Genomic DNA, 17,682 nt, shown 5'->3' on the forward strand with positions numbered 1-17,682 from the left:
AAAAGGGATTAGATCAATACTGGCAGTTCCGGTGATATCTGTTTCGTCTTGCAGAACGGAAACACCGGTCAGAACGTGTGCAGTGGTGCTATTGCGACATATGATATCAGGAAAACAGGATAAATAAGGGTGCGCCTCGTTAAAAGCTTTGCTGGATGGCTGGCGCTGATTTTGTCGGCGGTCGTGCTGTTTGTTGGCGTATTTGCAGCAGTCACCATCTGGCGACTGTCTCAGGAACCTGTGTCCCTGCACCGCATTACCCCCTATATCGTTGATCATCTTAACAAGTCGATGGGTGAAAACCGGCTGTCTGTTGGTGACGTCGTTTTGCGCTGGCGCGGATGGGCCGAAAAATTTGATGTCGGTTTGCGCGATGTGGTGATCATTGGCGGGGATGATCGTGAACTGCTCCATATTCCCGAAGCAGACGTGGTGTTTTCCAGCAAGGCCCTGTTTGAAGGGGTTCTCGCACTTCGTGAATTGAACCTGATCGGGCCGCGCATTCGCCTGGAACGCCGCGCCAATGGTCAGATCGATATCGGCTATGTCGCCGAAAACCCCGATGGGACAGCACCACTTGCCGGACCGGACGAAGGCGCACCCGTCGAACCGCAAGACCCGGTTTATGACAGCGGGCGGGGGGCGTCGGTCACAATCGATTTGCCCGAAAGTGACGCTGCACAGCCGGTTCTTCCCGAAAACACCGAAATACAGTCCGCACCGCAAACACCCGATGATGAAACCGATGTGGCAACCGCGCCGATTGAAAGATCCGGCAGCGAAATCCTGCGCGATGTGGTCTCGATCCTGTCTGGCGAACGCACCGATTTCCCGGCTGCGGCCTATTTCGAAAGTTTCGGGATTGTAAATGCCGACCTGCAGGTGCGCGATGAACAGCTTGGCATCGTCTGGGCCGCGCCGCAGGCGGAAATTCTGTTGTCGCGCAAGCCGCTTGGCATCGGGGCCGAAGCCTCCTTGCAGGTCAGTGCAGGTGCCTTGTCGACCCGGGTCAATGTGACCGGCGATTACAGCACAAGCAGCGGTGAAATCGATCTCGAAGCCCGCATCGGCGAGGTGGAGCTTTCCGATCTGGTCAGCATCTCTGACATCTTTGAACCGATGCGCGATGCCTATGTCCCGGTTTCGGGGGTAATCCGTGCCAAATATGATGTCAGTGGAAAGCTGGTTTCTGCTGCGACCGATCTGGAAGTCGGAAGCGGGGTGATTTCCCTGCCATCCGAAATCCGCGCGACCTATCGGGTCAATGACGGCAAAATCGTCACAAGCTATGTGCCGGGCCGGTTCAGTGTTGATGACGTGACGCTCAATGTCGGGGATGCCACGGCATCGGTTACCGGTGTCGTGCTTGATCCGTTTGGCAAATGGCAGCTCAGTCTGGATGCCAAGGCAACCGATGTGGCCACAGATGATCTGGATCGGCTTTGGCCGGAATCGGTTGGCGAAGATGCCCGTATCTGGGTTGTGACCAACCTGTCGGACGGCATCGTTCATCAGGCCACCCTGCATACCGAACTTCATCAGGATGACGCCGGCGACGTGGTGCTTGATGCGCTGGGCGGACAGATGACGATGTCCGGTGTCACGGTGCATTATCTGGGGGATATGCCCGATGTGCATGATGCCGGTGGCCGTGCCGAATTCGATGAAACCAGTTTCAATATCTATGTTGATCGCGGACAGGCAGACGGGCTGACTGTAACGGATGCCAGCATCCTGTTCACCAAGCTTGACGAACCGGTCCCGCTTGCCGAAATCGAAGTGGTCGCCAATGGCAGTGCGCGCAAGGCGCTTGAACTGATCGAAGCGCAGCCGCTTGGATTTGCCACCCGCCTTGGCATTGATCCGGCCCAGATTGCTGGTGAACAGGCGACCCGCGTGCGCCTGAATTTCCCGTTGCTGCGCGATGTGACATTCGACGATGTCGAGGTCGCGGCGGCATCGCGCATTCAAAAGGCCAGCATCACCAACGCGTTCCGCGAACTTGATGTCAATAACGGCAGTTTCGAACTTCAGGTCAACACCAAGGGGCTGGAACTGACCGGTACGGCATCGATCGGTAAGGGCAAAACCGCGATCAACTGGGTTGAAAGTTTTGATACCGCGGCCAAAATCCGCAGCCATTATAGCCTGTCTGGCGATCTTGATCTGGCGGTGATGCCTGATGTGGAACTTGATGTTGCGCCCTATCTTGCCGGGATGGGCAAGGGCAAGCTCGAAATCAGGGTTCTGGATGACCGGGTCGAGATCAAGGGGGATGTGGCGCTGAATGATGTTGCCATCACGCTTCCGATGGAACGGGTCAACTACACCAAACAACCCGGTGCCGAAGCCAAGGCAAGCTTTGATGTGGCTGTGCGTTATGAAGGTGGCGGCACGCTTAAATCCTTTGCGGTGATGGCACCGGCACTGGTGGCGTCCGGCACGGGCAAATGGCGCGGTGAAAACCCGATTGCCGATCAATGGTCCTTTGAAATCGACAATACCCGTTTTCGTGAAAATACCGGTCTTTCGGGAACGATCAGGCTTGCCAATGATGACAGGATGCTGGTGGACCTGCGCGGGGCGCAGTTTGACTTACGACCGTTTGTCGAGGATGAAACATCGCCTGAACCCGCAGAAGGCAGCGACACCAGACCGTCGGAAAAACGCAATGTCATTGTCAATCTGACCGGTGGCGGCTTCCTGCTCAAGGGGGCGGAGCCGCTGCTTAATGATGGCAAGGTAACCTTCCGGCAGAATAATGAAAATCGCGAAATCGAAATCACCGCCCGTCAGCTGATCGCAACTCCCTGGATCCTGTCGGATGACGCCGAAGATACCGGCAAGCCAAAGGATGCCAAGGCACCAAACAGCGGCGGCATCGGACAACGCGCCAGCCGCGAAGGCGGAACGACCGAGATCTTCCTCGATATCGAACAGATGGTGATGGCCAATGGCGAACTGTTTGGCGATGTTAAAGGATCGATCCATGTTGTCGGACAGGAATGGGACCGGCTGGTTCTGAATGGTTCGCTGGCGGACCGGGCCACCATATTTGCACAGGTCAGCCGCGATGATTTTTCCACCCGTAAAGTCAGTCTGACGGCCGAAGATGCCGGTAAATTCCTGCGAGCGCTTGATATGTATGAAAACCTTCTGGGCGGGAACATGACGGTCGAAGGCACGGTCGATGAAAGCGACTTTGCCCAGCCCTTTACCGGATCGGTCAAGATCGGCGATTTCCGTGTCGTCAACGCACCGATTGCCGCACGTGTCCTGGGGGCGGCGTCTCTTTCGGGGCTCAGCGACGTTTTGCAAGGAAACGGCATTTCCTTTACCGAACTGAATGGCGATTTCACCTATGTGAATGATGTGCTGACCTTGTCAAAGGTCGCTGCCAACGGCACCGCGGTTGGTGTTACCGCGAACGGATCGATTGATCTGGCAAAATCCGAAATCCGTCTGGCCGGGTCGATTGTGCCGATCTATGCCATCAATTCGGCCCTTGGCGTGATCCCGATCCTTGGCGATCTTCTGGTGGGGGAAGAAGGCGGGGGCATCTTTGCGCCGACCTACACCATCGAAGGCGACCTTGGCGAACCTGATGTGACGGTCAATCCGCTTTCGACATTTGTGCCCGGCGTGCTTCGCAACCTGATCACCGGTGCCGAGCCGGGCTAAGGTCCAGGCGGGGTAAGGCCGGACCAATCAAGTTGATCGGTCCGGAAACGGGACGATGTCAGCGCTAACAAACGGAAAAAGCCCCGCGCAAATTGCACGGGGCTTTTTAAAATTTTGACCGGATATATGTGATCAGACCGGCTTGATCAGGACATGGCGTTTCTTGCCAGCAGACACCTTGATCACGCCATCGGCATTCACTGCATCTGCGGTGATGTTGGCATTTTCGTCACTGACTTTTTCGTCATTGATCTTTGCACCGCCGCCCTTGATCAGACGGCGTGCATCACCACCGGATTTGGCAAGATCGGCACGACGGAACAGATCGAAGGCCGGGATGCCGGCATCAAGATCGGCCTTGGCGACTTCCACGGTCGGAAGATCGTCGGCCAGAACGCCTTCTTCAAAGGTTTTGCGTGCGGTTTCAGCAGCGGCAAGGGCTGCTTCTTCGCCGCGGCAAAGTTTGACGGCCTCGAATGCCAGAACTTTCTTGGCTTCGTTGATTTCCGAGCCTTCAAGTTTTGCGTATTCGTCGATCTGTTCAAGCGACATCTCGGTGAACAGGCGCATGAACTTGATGACGTCGGCATCTTCGGTGTTCCGCCAGAACTGGTAATAGTCATAGGACGACAGGCGTTCTTCGTTCAGCCACACGGCACCCGCCGCGGTTTTGCCCATCTTTGCACCGGATGCGGTGGTCATCAGCGGGGTCGTCAGACCAAACAGCGATTTCTCGTCAACGCGACGACCCAGTTCAACACCATTGACGATATTGCCCCACTGATCCGATCCGCCCATCTGCAACATGCAGCCATAGTTGCGGTTCAGTTCGACAAAGTCATAGGCCTGAAGGATCATATAGTTGAATTCAAGGAAGCTCAGCGACTGTTCGCGTTCCAGACGCAGCTTGACCGAGTCAAAGCTCAGCATCCGGTTGACCGAGAAATGGCGACCGAAATCACGCAGGAATTCGATATAGTTCAGCTTGTCGAGCCAGTCGGCATTGTTGACCATGACCGCATCGGTCGGGCCATCGCCGAACGTCAGGAACTGCTGGAAGACCTTCTTGATGCCCGCCATGTTGGTGGCGATGACTTCGTCGGTCAGAACCGGGCGCGCATCATCACGGCCGGTCGGATCGCCAACACGCGTGGTGCCGGCCCCCATCAGAACGATCGGCTTGTGGCCGGTTTTCTGCAACCAGCGCAGCATCATGATCGATACAAGCGATCCGACATGAAGGCTGTCTGCGGTGCAGTCATAACCCACATAGCACACCACCGTATTTTCCGATGCATAGGCATCAAGGCCTTCAAGATCAGTACATTGGTGGATGTAACCGCGGTCATGCATGACGCGGAGAAAATCAGACTTCAGTTCAGTCATGGTTTTTTGCGCTATGTTGGTTGTGATAGAAAATTCGACCCGCCCAAAGTGCGGAGGCGATGATCTAGCACATTCATAGCAAAATGGGCAACGATGCAACCAACATCAGTTGCCCATCTCGGTTTTCAGATGTGTTTTTTCCACATTAGGCCGCTTCAGGCAGGTGCCCGGTTTTTACATAAATCAGGCATCCTTCGTCGGTGTAAGGCGCGTGGGAACTGAGATGCGGGCTGCGCAGCCAACTTCCCTGCGGATAGGCGCCATGTTCATCGGCAAACGTGCCTTCGATCACATAAATTTCCTCGCCGCCCCAATGACGATGAGCGGAAAACTGGGTGCCCGGTTGCCAGCGCACCAATGCGGCGTGTTCTGTGCCGTATTCATGAAGCGGCAAAACCGACAGCCCCTGCGCGATGCCGGGCAGGAAGGTCGCATTCTTGGTGTCGATCTTGATTTGCGCTTTGTCACCCGCATCAAACTGATGCAATTTCACAAGGATCGTACAGCCATCCTTGGTGAACGGCTTGTGGCGGGTGCCAATTGGATTTCGAAGGTAACTACCGACTTCATAATCACCGGTTTCGTCGGAAAATACGCCATCAAGGACAAGGATTTCCTCGCCACCATCATGACTATGGGCGTCAAAGTAGGAATTCGGGGCAAAACGAACGATGGTGGTGGCACGCGCCACTTCATCACCAATGCGATCAAGCATCATGCGCTCTACGCCATTGGCTGGCGATTTTTGCCATTTATAATCATCAGGCCGAATAACTACCCTTTTTGTGAAATCAGCATTCAACAACATAACGTCTCTCCCTTTTGCATCAGGGGCGGGGACAAAAACGGCAGCCCAAATTCGATCTTAAAGACCTGGGCTGCCAATGCGGATTAATTACGCCCGGCCATCACGCCGCCATCAACCGGCAGAACCGTTCCCGTAATCCATGATGCCTGACTGGAGGCCAAAAACAGAATGGCCTCGGCGATATCGACGGGTTGCCCGTTACGACCTAGCGGGTGGAAGCTGTTAAAGCCCGGCAGGACTTCCTTGACCTGCTCATCAGTCATAAACGTGTTGTAAACAGGCGTTTCCACAACCGCAGGGGCGACTGCATTGATACGGATATTGTGTTGGGCAAGTTCGATCGCGAGGTTTTTGACCATCTGATGAACACCGGCATTTGCCGCAGAATAGGCCGCCGACGGTGTCGCGCCAATCGCCTGCAGCGCCCAGATCGATCCGGTTTGCACGATGTTGCCGCCACCTTGCTTGATCATGGATTTGGCAGCGGCTTGGGCGGCAAAAAACTTACCCTTCAGGATGATATCAACGAACCGGTCATAGTCGGCTTCACTGAGTTCGAGGAACGGTTTGGGCTCAAACACACCGGCATTGTTGATCAGGATATCCACCCCGCCAAAGGCATCCTCGGCGACTTCAACCAGCTTGTTAGCCGTTTCTGGCAGGGCAATGTCAGCTGCTACCAGTTTAATGCGATCTGATGCATTCGAAATGGTTTCTGACGCCGCCTTAAGTTTCTCGGCGTTGCGGCCATTCATCACGATATTTGCACCTGCATCGTGAAGGCGTTTGGCAACTTCAAGGCCGATACCTGAACCGGCGCCGGTGATGATTGCAGTTTTATTTTCAAAGGTCATAGGATGCTACCTACTAGTTGGAAGGTTGTGTGGGGTTAAAAAATGACGACGGGTCTCTTGGGCTGTCGTCATTTCGAGTGTTTGGTTCGTCGATTATCTCAGGCGCTGACTCGCGCCAGCAAAAGTGCAGTTGCCGATATGAAAACATCAACATCCTGTTGGGCGTGGGCCATTAGCTGTGCGCCTTCGACAAGTGCAAGGCATTGTGCAGCTTCCAATTTGCTATCCGTCACATTTTTGATCGACCCATCTGACTTCGCATCATCAAACAGGGTTTCAAGCCAGGCGAGGCTCATGGCATGAAAGCGTGAAATCTCGTTCAATGTTGCGTCATCAAGACTGTTTCGATCCGAACTCAGCGCCACGCAAAGGCAGATTGTTTTCCCGCCCTGAAGTGCGTCTTGATACAGCCCGACGTAACCACGAAGTCGGTCTGCGGCACTGTTCGTACCGCGTTTGACTTCAGACAGGGCATCATCAAATGAAATCCGATAGCGTTCCATCATCGCCTGACCAAGGATAGCCTTGGTTGGGAAGTGATGATGAATACTGGCTTTGCGGATGCCAACGGCTGCTGACAAATCCGCATAGCTGAAACCATCAAAACCGCGCTGACGTGCGATTGTCTCTGCTGAATCAAGAAGTGCTGTTTTCGTGTCCATGCCAACCTACTAACAGGTAGGTTGGCGGGAGTCAAGTTTGACGTAACGCACAATGATCCACCTGCGAATTCATCCTTGTCGCGTTTTGATGTTCAACGATAAGCTGCCGGTCTTATCGAATTACGAGGCACGACATGACACAAGACTGGATCACGGCAATCGGAATGATGAGCGGCACGTCACTTGATGGTGTCGATGCGGCTCTGATCGAAACCGATGGCATTGATGTGCGTCGTCTTGATCAGTCTGTTTTTGTGCCCTATGCGCCGGAACTGCGCGAACGGATGCGCGAATGTTTCGGCAATCGCAGTGCCACCAATTCCGAACATGTCGTGGCGGATGATTTGACGCAGGTTCATGTTGATGCCGTTAACATGTTGTTGGCCAAGGCGGGTATGTTGCCCGGCGATATCGGGATTATCGGCTTTCACGGGCAGACCGTGTTTCATGAACCGGCATCGGGGCTGACCCGTCAGATCGGAACGCCGCATATGCTGGCGGAAAAAACCGGCATTCCGGTGGTCGCCGATTTCCGTCTGGCCGATGTTGCTGCGGGGGGCGAAGGCGCGCCCCTTGCCCCGATCTATCATGCCGCTCTGATGAAAAGTGCCGGGGTCGAAACGCCGGTGGCGGTACTTAATATCGGTGGCGTGTCCAATGTTACCTGGATTGGCGATGGTGCGGATGGGGCGGATCTTTTGGCCTTTGATTGCGGGCCGGGCAATGCACGTCTTGATGACTGGATGTTGCGCCATACCGGCAATCCGGTTGATCTGAATGGTGCGACGGCGGCGTCCGGAACGGCGGACCCGATGGTCGAAATCAAGTTCCTTGAAGACCCCTATTTCGACCGTGTGCCGCCAAAATCACTGGACCGCGAAGACATGGCTGCGCGGATTGACGGTCTGGTGGCCGAGGCAAGGCTGAATGTTTCTGACGGTGCGGCAACGCTTGCCAATTGTACGGTTGCCGCCATCGTCGCGGGGGTGAACCATTTGCCAGTCGCGCCCAAAAGCTGGTTTGTCTGTGGGGGCGGGCGGCATAATCAATATGTGATGGAAACGCTTGCAAGTCGTCTTGGCGTGCCGGTGCGTCCGGTTGATGACCTTGACTGGGATGGTGATGCGGTCGAGGCGGAATGCTTTGGTTATCTTGCCGTGCGCCACTTGCGCGGCTTGCCGCTCAGTTTTCCGGGGACGACCGGGGTGCCTGCGCCGTGCTGTGGCGGGAAGCTTTATCCAACGAAAAAGGCCGCCTGATCAGGCGGCCTTGATTTCGAGATCGTCAGACATGCTGGCGGGCAGTTATGCGCCGCGCTTGTCGAGATAGGCGATCGAATGCTTGATCACGTCATCTTGCTGTTTGGCAAAATAGTGATCGGCACCGTCAATCGTGCACATGTCGACTTCGATGCCTTTCTGGGCATTGAGCTTGTCGGCAAGCTTGTTGACCGAGGCAACCGGGATGTTGGTATCCTGTGATCCGTGGATCAGGATGCCTGATGACGGGCAGGGGGCCAGGAAGGTGAAGTCATATTCACTTGCCGGGGCTGCAACCGAAATAAAGCCGTCAATTTCCGGGCGGCGCATCAAAAGCTGCATGCCGATCCACGAACCGAACGAATAGCCGGCAACCCAGGTTGCGCGCGCATTGGCATTATAGGTCTGCATCCAGTCAAGTGCAGATGCCGCATCCGAGAGTTCACCGATGCCCTGATCGTAAACGCCCTGCGAACGTCCGACGCCGCGGAAGTTGAACCGCATGACGGAATATCCGCGATCCTTGAACATGTTGAACATGTTAAAGCACAATTTGTTATTCATTGTGCCACCCTGCTGGGGGTTCGGATGCAGGATAAGTGCGATGGGCGAATCGTCAGCGCCGTTATGGTGATAGCGACCTTCAAGGCGACCTTCGGGGCCGTTAAAAATGACCTCAGGCATGGATCAGACTGCTCCTGTCCACGAATGGAATGAAGTGTGTAACAAAAATATCCGAGTCTTTTTGTAAGTTTTTTCGTCTTTGCGCATAAATTGCTTTGGGCAAATACTTGACCAAGTTACTCGGTTATCCTATATTCCGGCTAACCCGATGGTGCCGACAAAACCCGATCTTGCGAGTGTCGCGAGGCCGGGCGTAGGCGTGGCTGCCGGGAATCGAAGGTACTAATTACACAGTGGACCGCCCCATGTTCAAGCTAATTCGTCAGGAAATTGACGCGATGATTGCCCGCGACCCCGCGGCACGCTCCCGCTGGGAGATCGCGCTCTGTTATCCGGCGTTTCATGCGATCATGGGATATCGTGGCACACACTGGCTTTGGCAGCGCGGTTTCCGCATCACGGCGCGTTTTCTTTCGCAGATCATGCGCTGGCTGACCGGGATTGAAATCCATCCAGGTGCGACCATCGGCAAGCGGTTCTTCATTGATCACGGCATGGGTGTTGTGATTGGCGAAACCGCCGAGATCGGGGATGACGTAACCCTGTATCAGGGGGTAACCCTTGGCGGGACGTCGCCCAGTGTGAATAGCGACGGGCAGCGCGGCCTGAAACGCCATCCGACACTTGAAGATGGTGTGATTGTCGGGTCCGGGGCACAGATCCTTGGTCCGTTCACCGTGCGCAAGAATGCCCGTGTCGGCGGCAATGCTGTTGTGCTTTCCGAAGTGCCCGAAGGGGCAACTGTGGTGGGTATCCCCGCCAAGATCGTTCGCCGCGAGGCCGATGATCGTTTCTGTGCCTATGGTACGCCGCTTGGTGATCTGCCCGATCCGGTGGCGCGCGCCCTTGAAGAGCTTGGCCGCGAGGTACAGTCGCTGCGCAATCAGGTAACGGCACTCGAAGCCGAAAAAACCGGCGCAGCGGGAACACCGGGTGGTGATGTGACGCCGGAAAAACCGCGCATCGTCGCATCGTCGGAATAATTGGCGCCTATCGCGCAAAGTCGAATGAAAAGCCCGCTGCCAGGTCCGGGTAAACCCGAACTCAGGCAACAAGGCAGGAGGACGCACCGTGAAGCTGAGTACCAAAGGCCGCTATGCCGTTATGGCGATGGTCGATCTCGCTGAAAGCAGCAAGGACCGACCGGTCGCACTTGCCGATATTGCGGACCGTCAGGAAATTTCGCTGTCCTATCTTGAACAGCTGTTTGGCAAATTGCGCAAAGGCGGGCTTGTCCGTTCCGTGCGCGGCCCGGGTGGTGGTTATCTTTTGGCCCGAACGGCCGATGAAACCCGCGTGGCCGATGTCATTCTGGCTGTTGACGAACCGATCCGCGCAACCCGTTGCAAGTCCGGATCGCCCAAGGGCTGCAAGGCCAACAAGGGCCGCTGTCAGACCCATGAATTGTGGGAAGAACTGGGCAACCAGATTTATCTGTATCTTGCATCGGTTAGCCTTGCAGATGTTGTGGATCGCAATGTCAGCGGATCGCTTCGGGTCTTCCCGGGCAAAACAACTCAAATAGAAGAGCCGTCACAGGTTGCGGCACAGTAAATGCTCCTCTATATCGAGAGCAGATGCGAATAAGGATGATTACAAACTGATGGCCGACCAGGTTTATCTCGACTACAACGCAAGCGCGCCGCTGTGCCCCGAGGCACGGCAGGCCATGATCGCTGCGATGGATGTTGCAGGTAATCCGTCATCGGTTCATGCCAGCGGACGTGCCGCGCGCAAGATCGTCGATCATGCCCGGCGCACCATCGCGGATCTGGTGGGCGGTGATTCCGAACGGATCATTTTCACCAGCGGCGGGACCGAGGCCAACAACCTGGCGCTGAACGGACTTGAAGACGTTACTGTCTTTACCAGTGCCATCGAACATCCCTCTGTCATAGAGGGGCGCGTGGATGCAAAACGCATTCCGGTTGATGGCAATGGTGTGGTTGACCTTGATGCGCTGGAGGCGATGCTGAAAGAAGCATCGGCTGCCGGGCAGAAGGTTCTGGTATCGGTCATGCTGGCCAATAATGAAACCGGCGTGATCCAGCCGGTGGCCAAAGTGGCGCTGCTGGCGCGTGAATACGGGGCAAAGGTCCATTGTGATGCCATTCAGGCATTGGGCCGTCTGCCGGTGGATATGGGGCGCTTGCTGGTTGATATAGTGTCGGTTTCGGCCCATAAGATCGGCGGACCCAAAGGAATTGGCGCTTTGGCGATCGCGCCCGGCGTAATGCTGGTGCCGCAGATCCGGGGCGGTGGACAGGAAAAATACCGCCGTGGCGGCACCGAAAACGTTCTGGGCATTGCGGGCTTTGGCGCCGCGGCCGAACGGGCAGGGGCCCAGTTGGCGAACATGGCGAATGTCGCGGCCTTGCGCGACCGCCTTGAAACGGAATTGGCATCAGAGGCGCCTGAGCTTCTGATCGCTGGTAAGGGAACGGAGCGACTGGTGAATACAAGTTGCCTGATCTTGCCAGGAATGCCGGGGGAAACCCAGGTTATGGCGCTGGATCTGGCAGGTGTGGCCATCAGTTCGGGATCAGCCTGCTCGTCAGGCAAGGTACGTGAAAGCCACGTGCTTAAGGAAATGGGGGTTTCCGATGCCGGATCGGCCATCAGGGTCAGTCTGGGACTGGAAACCACCGACGAAGATATTGATACATTTATCCGTGTTTGGAGCCGGATGAGGGGCAATGCAGCGCGTAAGAAAGCGCGTCACGCTGCCTGACAAGAGAGTGAGTGAGGAAGCCTTAAATATGAACGAGCTTAAAGCAAAGCCGATCTATCTGGACTACCAGGCCACGACGCCGACCGACCCGCGTGTCGTCGAAGCGATGCTGCCGTATTTCACCGAGAAGTTCGGTAACCCGCATTCCCGCAACCACAGCTTTGGCTGGGAAGCCGAAGATGCCGTTGAAGTCGCCCGTGCCCAGGTTGCCAAGATCATTGGCGCATCGGCCAAGGAAATCATCTTTACCTCTGGTGCGACTGAATCGAACAACCTCGCACTCAAAGGTGTGATGAAGTTCTATGGCAAGAAAAAGCCGCATCTGATCACGGTCGTGACCGAGCATAAATGCGTGCTCGACAGTGCCCGTCACCTTGAGCAGGAAGGTTACAAAGTGACCTATCTTGGCGTTAAGGAAAACGGCCTGATCGACCTTGAAGAACTCAAGGCTGCGATCACCGATGAAACCGCACTTGTTTCCGTCATGGGCGTGAACAACGAAATCGGTGTTATTCAGCCGCTGAAAGAAATCGGTACCATCTGCCGTGAACGCAAAGTGTTCTTCCACACCGATTGCGCACAGGCCGTTGGCAAGATCGATCTTGATGTCGAAGACATGAATATCGATCTGATGTCGATTTCCGGTCACAAGATCTATGGTCCGAAAGGCATCGGCGCGCTGTTCGTCCGCCGTCGTCCGCGCGTTCGCGTTATTGCCCAGATCACCGGTGGTGGTCAGGAACGCGGCATGCGTTCGGGTACGCTTCCGACCCCGCTGATCGTGGGTCTTGGCAAGGCATGTGACATTCTGTCCAACGAAATGGCCGAAGAAAACGCCCGTATCGCTGAACTGCGTGATTACACCTTGCAGCGTTTCCGTGATCGTCTTGCCGACATTTATCTGAATGGCGACGAAAAAGAACGCGTTTGTGGCAACCTTAATGTTTCCTTTGCCTATGTCGAAGGCGAAAGCCTTCTGATGGACATCAAGAACATTGCGGTTTCGTCGGGTTCGGCATGTACCTCTGCATCGCTTGAGCCGTCCTATGTTCTGCGTGCGCTTGGCGTTGACGAAGAACTTGCACATACCTCGCTTCGTATCGGCATCGGCCGTTACACCACCAAGGAAGAACTCGATACCGCTGTCGATGCGATCTGCACTGCGGTCGAGCGTCTCCGCGAGATGAGCCCGCTTTGGGAAATGGCCCAGGAAGGTATCGACCTCAAGTCGATCGAATGGGCTGAGCACTAAGAAGCGCCTGAATAAACGTCATTGTCTCGCGAGAGACCACAAGAAGATTGGAGAGAAATCATGGCTTATAGTGAAAAGCTGATCGACCATTACGAAAACCCGCGCAACGTTGGTTCCATGGACAAGAACGAACTGTCTGTTGGTACCGGCCTTGTTGGTGCACCGGCTTGCGGCGACGTCATGAAGCTGCAGATCAAGGTCACCCCGGAAGGCATCATCGAAGACGCAAAGTTCAAGACCTTTGGTTGCGGTTCGGCGATTGCGTCGAGCTCGCTGATCACCGAATGGGTCAAGGGCAAGTCGCTTGATGAAGCCGGTTCGATCAAAAACTCGCAGATTGCTGAAGAACTGGCGCTTCCGCCGGTCAAGGTTCACTGCTCGATCCTCGCTGAAGATGCCATCAAGGCAGCCATCAGCGACTACAAATCCAAAAACGGTGCGGCTGACGCTGCTGAATAAGCAGCGTCCCAACCGCCACGTTTTCCGGAATTTGGGAGAATACCATGGCTTTACCGTCACCGATTTCTGTCACGCCAGTTGCCCTTGATCACATCAAGGCGTTGCTTGATAGCCGCGGCAAACCGTCGCACGGCATTCGGCTTGGTGTGCGCAGCAAAGGGTGTTCGGGCCTGTCTTACACGCTTGAATATGCTGACGATGCCAGCGGCTTCGAAGAAGTTGTCGAGCTGGAAGACGGCGTGAAAATCCTGATCGACCCGAAAGCCATCATGTTCGTGCTCGGCACGGAGATGGATTACGAGGTCAACAAGATGGAAGAAGGTTTCGTCTTCCGTAACCCCAACGAAAAAGGTCGTTGCGGGTGCGGGGAATCCTTCCACGTCTGATCGGCCGGGCTTTCCCTGCTTTCTGTTTGGTCATGGCCCCGGTTTCATCGCCGGGGCCATCGGCTGAAAAGGGCGGCCTGATCCATAGTCCCGGCTGCCTTTTGACTGATTTGTTATTGTTTTAATCCTCGGAAGTGCATCGCGTGAGCAATACAGAACATCCGGCACACAAAGCTTGCTGGTCCTGCAAGGGGCCGGTCGAAGTCAGCGCACTGTTTTGTGATACCTGCAACGCCATTCAGGCCCCGGGTCAGCTCGACCATTTCAAACGGTTCGGTCTGGAACGGTCCTTTGACGTTGATATCGACGCGATGGAGGCAACCTACCTCAAACAGCAGCAGCAATTGCATCCCGACCGTTTTGCATCGAAATCCGGTCGCGAGCAGGCTCTGTCTTCCCAGCAGGCTGCCAGCCTGAACGAGGCTTTCGAGACTCTTAAAAACCCGGTGTCGCGCGCCCATTACATGTTGCGTCTGGCCGGGATCGAACCCGAAGGCGGCGAAGGCCATACTGTCAATGATCCGGAACTTCTGATGGAAGCGATGGAAATGCGCGAGGCACTTGATGATGCCGATGACAGGATCACCATCGATGCGATGATCAAGGATACCCGCAAACAGGCGCGCGCCTGTGAAAAGGACCTTGGCCAGGCACTTGATCAACAGTCATATGACGTTGCCAAAAAACTGACCACCCGCCTGAGATACCTGATGAAAATGACCGAGGAAGCGCGCGCGAAGAAATCGCGCCTTGCCGCTGCCTGATCATTTCAAATAACCGATACGGATAGAATTCATGGCTCTGCTTAAAATCCACGAACCGGGCGAAACGCCGCTCCCCCACGAGGACGAGCGCCAGATCGCTGTTGGTATCGATCTGGGTACCACCAACTCGGTCGTTGCGATTTCACGCGGCGAAAAACCCGAAGTCCTGCGCGACAAATCCGGTGGCAATGCGATTGTGCCGTCTGTTGTCTATTATGGCGATGACGCACCGGTGGTTGGCGAAGACGCCCGCGAACATATCAATACCGATGCCAATCGTGTGGTGTCCTCGGTCAAGCGCCTGATGGGGCGCGGGCTTGAGGATGTCAAATCCGTTGCCGGTACGTTGCCCTATGACGTCGAAGTTCCCGAAGGCAGCGACGATGGTGCGGGTGAACCGATGATGGTGCGCCTCAATGTTGGCGGGCGGGTTCTGACCCCGGTTGAAGTGTCGGCCGATATTCTGCGTGCCCTGCGCGCACGCGCCGAAGAAGGTCTTGATAAACCGGTCGAGAAGGCGGTGATCACGGTTCCGGCCTATTTCGATGACGGGGCACGTACCGCGACCAAGGATGCGGCGAAGCTTGCCGGGATCGAAGTTCTGCGTCTGGTCAATGAACCGACCGCAGCCGCCCTTGCCTATGGCCTTGATAACGGGGCAGAGGGGCTTTACGCCGTTTACGATCTTGGCGGCGGAACGTTTGATATCTCGCTTCTGAAAATGCAAAAGGGCGTTTTCCAGGTCAAGGCGACCGGCGGTGACGCCGCCCTTGGCGGGGATGATTTCGATCATGCCATTGCCGAACATCTTCTGGCTGAGCGCAAGGACGGCGGTGCAGCCGATTCCCTGGATGCGTCGGACGCCAAACGGCTTTTGAAAACCGCACGCAAGGTCAAGGAAGGCCTGACCGATCAGGATGCGGTCGAAGTATCTGTCGATCTGAACGGGGCGGTGACCAGCCATACCGTAACCCGCACCGCGTTCGAAGCAATGATCGCCAAGCTGGTATCGCGTACCATCGCGATCACCGAGCAGGTGCTTGATGATGCCGATATCCTGCCCGAAGATGTCAAGGGCGTGGTACTGGTCGGCGGGTCAACCCGTGTGCCTGCGGTGCGCAAGGCGGTGGCCGATCTGTTTGAACAGGAACCGCTGTCTGATATTGACCCGGACGAGGTCGTGGCCCTTGGCGCCGCCCTTCAGGCCGAGGCGCTGACGGGGGGCTCTGACAACCTTCTTCTTGATGTCACGCCGCTGTCGCTTGGTCTTGAAACCATGGGCGGGATTGTTGAAAAGGTCATCGACCGCAACACCCCGATCCCGGTCGCCAAGGCCCAGGAATTCACCACCTATCAGGATGGCCAGTCGGCCATGATGATCCATGTGGTGCAGGGCGAACGCGAAATGGTCGATCAGTGCAGGTCACTGGCCCGGTTCGTTTTGACCGGAATTCCGTCAATGGCGGCCGGTGCTGCACGGATCCGCGTGCAGTTCAATGTTGATGCCGACGGCCTTTTGACCGTGTCGGCACGGGAAGAAACCACCGGCACCGAACAGGAAGTTGCGGTCAAGCCGACCTATGGCATCAATGAAACCGATATGGCCAACATGCTGCGCGACAGTATGGTCCATGCCCGCGAAGATATGGAAATGCGCGTCCTGACCGAAGCACGGGTCGAGGCACGGCGCAATATCCTTGCGGTCCGGGCAGCCATGGCAGCCGACCGTGCACTTCTGAGTGCCGAGGACGAAACCAGTATCAACAACGCCATCTCCGCCCTTGAAACGGCGATGGCCGGCGACGATCGCGATGCGATTAACGAGGCCGCCGAGGCCCTTGAAAATGCGTCGCGACCCTTTGCCGAAACCCGAATGGATAGCCGGATCAGACAGGCGCTTGCCGGTCAAAATGTCGATGAAGTGAATTAATCGGCACCGGTGGAATTGACAAACCGGTCAAGTACGGCGATTGTCCCGAACAACCGCCAAGGTCAGGGCCGGACAATTGCGTTGTGACAAGCAGCGCAGCAAACAGAGATCGAACGAAAAGTATTACCGAGGAGAAAGGCACAGATGCCTAAGATCGTTTTTGTTGAGACCGATGGCACCGAAAAGGAATTCGAAGTTGCCGACGGCCTGTCCGTTCTGGAAGCTGCCCATAAGAACGGCATTGACCTTGAAGGTGCATGCGAAGGTTCGCTGGCTTGCTCGACCTGCCACGTTGTTCTGGACGAAGAATGGTTCGACAAACTTGACGAGCCGTCCGAAGACGAAGAAGACATGCTTGATCTTGCTTTCGGCCTGACCGAGACGTCGCGTCTCGGCTGCCAGATCATCATGAGCGACGAACTCGACGGCCTGCGCGTCAAGCTGCCGGCTGCGACCCGCAACATGATGGTCGACAAGTAAGTTTGACCTTCTTTTGACCGGTGTGTTTTGCGCCCCGGGCACCAAAGGAGACGGATATGCGTTGGACAGATATTCAGGACATCGCGATCGAGCTTGAGGAAGCCCATCCTGACAAGGATAACCTCAACCTTCGCTTTACCGACCTGCATAAATGGGTCTGCGAGCTTGAAGGTTTCGAAGACGATCCCGAGAAATCAAACGAAAAGATTCTCGAAGCCATCCAGATGGCCTGGATCGACGAACGCGAAGACTGATTTCGAAAGGGTTGAGACGTGCGCCTTTCGGCCTGCACCCTGACCACGAAATATTAGACCAGCCTGCTTTGCGCGGGCTGGTCTGTTTTTGT

At 55.7% G+C, this 17,682-nt stretch carries 17 protein-coding genes; 12 read left to right on the forward strand and 5 right to left on the reverse strand.

The annotated features are described in order from the left end of the window. The first annotated feature begins 129 nt into the window (after window positions 1-129). Window positions 130-3,681, forward strand: a complete 3,552-nt coding sequence (locus WA429_RS19555) for a YhdP family protein (protein ID WP_287466354.1) — start codon at window positions 130-132, stop codon at window positions 3,679-3,681. Window positions 3,682-3,813: 132 nt separating this feature from the next. On the opposite strand, the gene tyrS is transcribed toward WA429_RS19555, so the two are convergent. The 4 genes from tyrS to WA429_RS19575 form a co-directional block, all read right to left on the reverse strand. Then, window positions 3,814-5,067: a tyrosine--tRNA ligase gene (gene tyrS, locus WA429_RS19560; RefSeq protein WP_068518533.1), complete on the reverse strand. Its 1,254-nt coding sequence runs from the start codon at window positions 5,065-5,067 to the stop codon at window positions 3,814-3,816. A gap of 145 nt (window positions 5,068-5,212) precedes the next feature. Then, on the reverse strand, window positions 5,213-5,875 hold the full coding sequence (locus tag WA429_RS19565) for a cupin domain-containing protein (protein WP_114113626.1): 663 nt from the start codon (window positions 5,873-5,875) through the stop codon (window positions 5,213-5,215). Between the two features lie 83 nt (window positions 5,876-5,958). Beyond that, a complete protein-coding gene (locus tag WA429_RS19570; RefSeq protein WP_114113627.1) occupies window positions 5,959-6,729 on the reverse strand; it encodes an SDR family NAD(P)-dependent oxidoreductase in 771 nt (256 codons plus the stop codon). A gap of 98 nt (window positions 6,730-6,827) precedes the next feature. Next, window positions 6,828-7,391 carry a TetR/AcrR family transcriptional regulator gene (locus tag WA429_RS19575; protein WP_114113628.1) on the reverse strand — a complete coding sequence of 188 codons (564 nt, stop codon included), beginning with the start codon at window positions 7,389-7,391 and terminating at the stop codon, window positions 6,828-6,830. A 134-nt stretch (window positions 7,392-7,525) separates the two neighbouring features. Between WA429_RS19575 and WA429_RS19580 the strand changes: the two genes are divergently transcribed. Next, window positions 7,526-8,650, forward strand: a complete 1,125-nt coding sequence (locus WA429_RS19580) for an anhydro-N-acetylmuramic acid kinase (protein ID WP_114113629.1) — start codon at window positions 7,526-7,528, stop codon at window positions 8,648-8,650. Between the two features lie 45 nt (window positions 8,651-8,695). On the opposite strand, the gene WA429_RS19585 is transcribed toward WA429_RS19580, so the two are convergent. Further along, window positions 8,696-9,334 carry an alpha/beta hydrolase gene (locus WA429_RS19585; protein ID WP_068518531.1) on the reverse strand — a complete coding sequence of 213 codons (639 nt, stop codon included), beginning with the start codon at window positions 9,332-9,334 and terminating at the stop codon, window positions 8,696-8,698. A 245-nt stretch (window positions 9,335-9,579) separates the two neighbouring features. Between WA429_RS19585 and cysE the strand changes: the two genes are divergently transcribed. From cysE to iscX, 10 genes are all read left to right on the forward strand, one after another. Continuing rightward, the gene (gene cysE, locus WA429_RS19590; protein WP_206928464.1) at window positions 9,580-10,317 is read left to right on the forward strand and encodes a serine O-acetyltransferase; all 738 of its coding nucleotides are present in this window, start codon (window positions 9,580-9,582) and stop codon (window positions 10,315-10,317) included. Between the two features lie 88 nt (window positions 10,318-10,405). Continuing rightward, complete coding sequence (locus WA429_RS19595) at window positions 10,406-10,888, forward strand: Rrf2 family transcriptional regulator (protein ID WP_068518530.1); 483 nt, start codon at window positions 10,406-10,408, stop codon at window positions 10,886-10,888. Between the two features lie 49 nt (window positions 10,889-10,937). Continuing rightward, window positions 10,938-12,065, forward strand: a complete 1,128-nt coding sequence (locus WA429_RS19600; RefSeq protein WP_287466355.1) for a cysteine desulfurase family protein — start codon at window positions 10,938-10,940, stop codon at window positions 12,063-12,065. A gap of 28 nt (window positions 12,066-12,093) precedes the next feature. Then, on the forward strand, window positions 12,094-13,317 hold the full coding sequence (locus WA429_RS19605; RefSeq protein ID WP_068518528.1) for an IscS subfamily cysteine desulfurase: 1,224 nt from the start codon (window positions 12,094-12,096) through the stop codon (window positions 13,315-13,317). Window positions 13,318-13,377: 60 nt separating this feature from the next. Further along, a complete protein-coding gene (iscU, locus tag WA429_RS19610; protein ID WP_068518527.1) occupies window positions 13,378-13,776 on the forward strand; it encodes a Fe-S cluster assembly scaffold IscU in 399 nt (132 codons plus the stop codon). A gap of 44 nt (window positions 13,777-13,820) precedes the next feature. Further along, entirely contained in the window at window positions 13,821-14,162 is a 342-nt protein-coding gene (locus WA429_RS19615; RefSeq protein WP_068518526.1) for a HesB/IscA family protein, read from the forward strand. Window positions 14,163-14,305: 143 nt separating this feature from the next. Further along, window positions 14,306-14,926 carry a Fe-S protein assembly co-chaperone HscB gene (gene hscB, locus WA429_RS19620; RefSeq protein ID WP_101247651.1) on the forward strand — a complete coding sequence of 207 codons (621 nt, stop codon included), beginning with the start codon at window positions 14,306-14,308 and terminating at the stop codon, window positions 14,924-14,926. A 31-nt stretch (window positions 14,927-14,957) separates the two neighbouring features. Continuing rightward, on the forward strand, window positions 14,958-16,856 hold the full coding sequence (gene hscA / locus WA429_RS19625; RefSeq protein WP_287466356.1) for a Fe-S protein assembly chaperone HscA: 1,899 nt from the start codon (window positions 14,958-14,960) through the stop codon (window positions 16,854-16,856). 144 nt (window positions 16,857-17,000) lie between these two features. Next, complete coding sequence (locus tag WA429_RS19630; RefSeq protein ID WP_101247649.1) at window positions 17,001-17,336, forward strand: ferredoxin family 2Fe-2S iron-sulfur cluster binding protein; 336 nt, start codon at window positions 17,001-17,003, stop codon at window positions 17,334-17,336. A gap of 56 nt (window positions 17,337-17,392) precedes the next feature. Then, window positions 17,393-17,590 (forward strand): Fe-S cluster assembly protein IscX, encoded by a 198-nt coding sequence (gene iscX / locus WA429_RS19635; RefSeq protein ID WP_068518522.1) that lies wholly within the window; start codon window positions 17,393-17,395, stop codon window positions 17,588-17,590. The last annotated feature ends 92 nt before the right edge of the window (window positions 17,591-17,682 follow it).

Source organism: Thalassospira sp. CH_XMU1420-2 (assembly GCF_037029325.1).
GTDB classification, from domain to species: domain Bacteria; phylum Pseudomonadota; class Alphaproteobacteria; order Rhodospirillales; family Thalassospiraceae; genus Thalassospira; species Thalassospira povalilytica.

Excerpts from the sequence above, each read along its gene's own strand:
- WA429_RS19585 (WP_068518531.1), bottom strand. The coding sequence starts at position 9,334 with ATGCCTGAGGTCATTTTTAACGGCCCCGAAGGTCGCCTTGAAGGTCGC.
- hscA (WP_287466356.1), top strand. The coding sequence starts at position 14,958 with ATGGCTCTGCTTAAAATCCACGAACCGGGCGAAACGCCGCTCCCCCAC.
- tyrS (WP_068518533.1), bottom strand. The coding sequence starts at position 5,067 with ATGACTGAACTGAAGTCTGATTTTCTCCGCGTCATGCATGACCGCGGT.
- iscU (WP_068518527.1), top strand. The coding sequence starts at position 13,378 with ATGGCTTATAGTGAAAAGCTGATCGACCATTACGAAAACCCGCGCAAC.
- WA429_RS19605 (WP_068518528.1), top strand. The coding sequence starts at position 12,094 with ATGAACGAGCTTAAAGCAAAGCCGATCTATCTGGACTACCAGGCCACG.
- WA429_RS19600 (WP_287466355.1), top strand. The coding sequence starts at position 10,938 with ATGGCCGACCAGGTTTATCTCGACTACAACGCAAGCGCGCCGCTGTGC.
- WA429_RS19630 (WP_101247649.1), top strand. The coding sequence starts at position 17,001 with ATGCCTAAGATCGTTTTTGTTGAGACCGATGGCACCGAAAAGGAATTC.
- WA429_RS19580 (WP_114113629.1), top strand. The coding sequence starts at position 7,526 with ATGACACAAGACTGGATCACGGCAATCGGAATGATGAGCGGCACGTCA.
- WA429_RS19570 (WP_114113627.1), bottom strand. The coding sequence starts at position 6,729 with ATGACCTTTGAAAATAAAACTGCAATCATCACCGGCGCCGGTTCAGGT.
- iscX (WP_068518522.1), top strand. The coding sequence starts at position 17,393 with ATGCGTTGGACAGATATTCAGGACATCGCGATCGAGCTTGAGGAAGCC.
- cysE (WP_206928464.1), top strand. The coding sequence starts at position 9,580 with ATGTTCAAGCTAATTCGTCAGGAAATTGACGCGATGATTGCCCGCGAC.
- WA429_RS19575 (WP_114113628.1), bottom strand. The coding sequence starts at position 7,391 with ATGGACACGAAAACAGCACTTCTTGATTCAGCAGAGACAATCGCACGT.
- WA429_RS19565 (WP_114113626.1), bottom strand. The coding sequence starts at position 5,875 with ATGTTGTTGAATGCTGATTTCACAAAAAGGGTAGTTATTCGGCCTGAT.
- WA429_RS19615 (WP_068518526.1), top strand. The coding sequence starts at position 13,821 with ATGGCTTTACCGTCACCGATTTCTGTCACGCCAGTTGCCCTTGATCAC.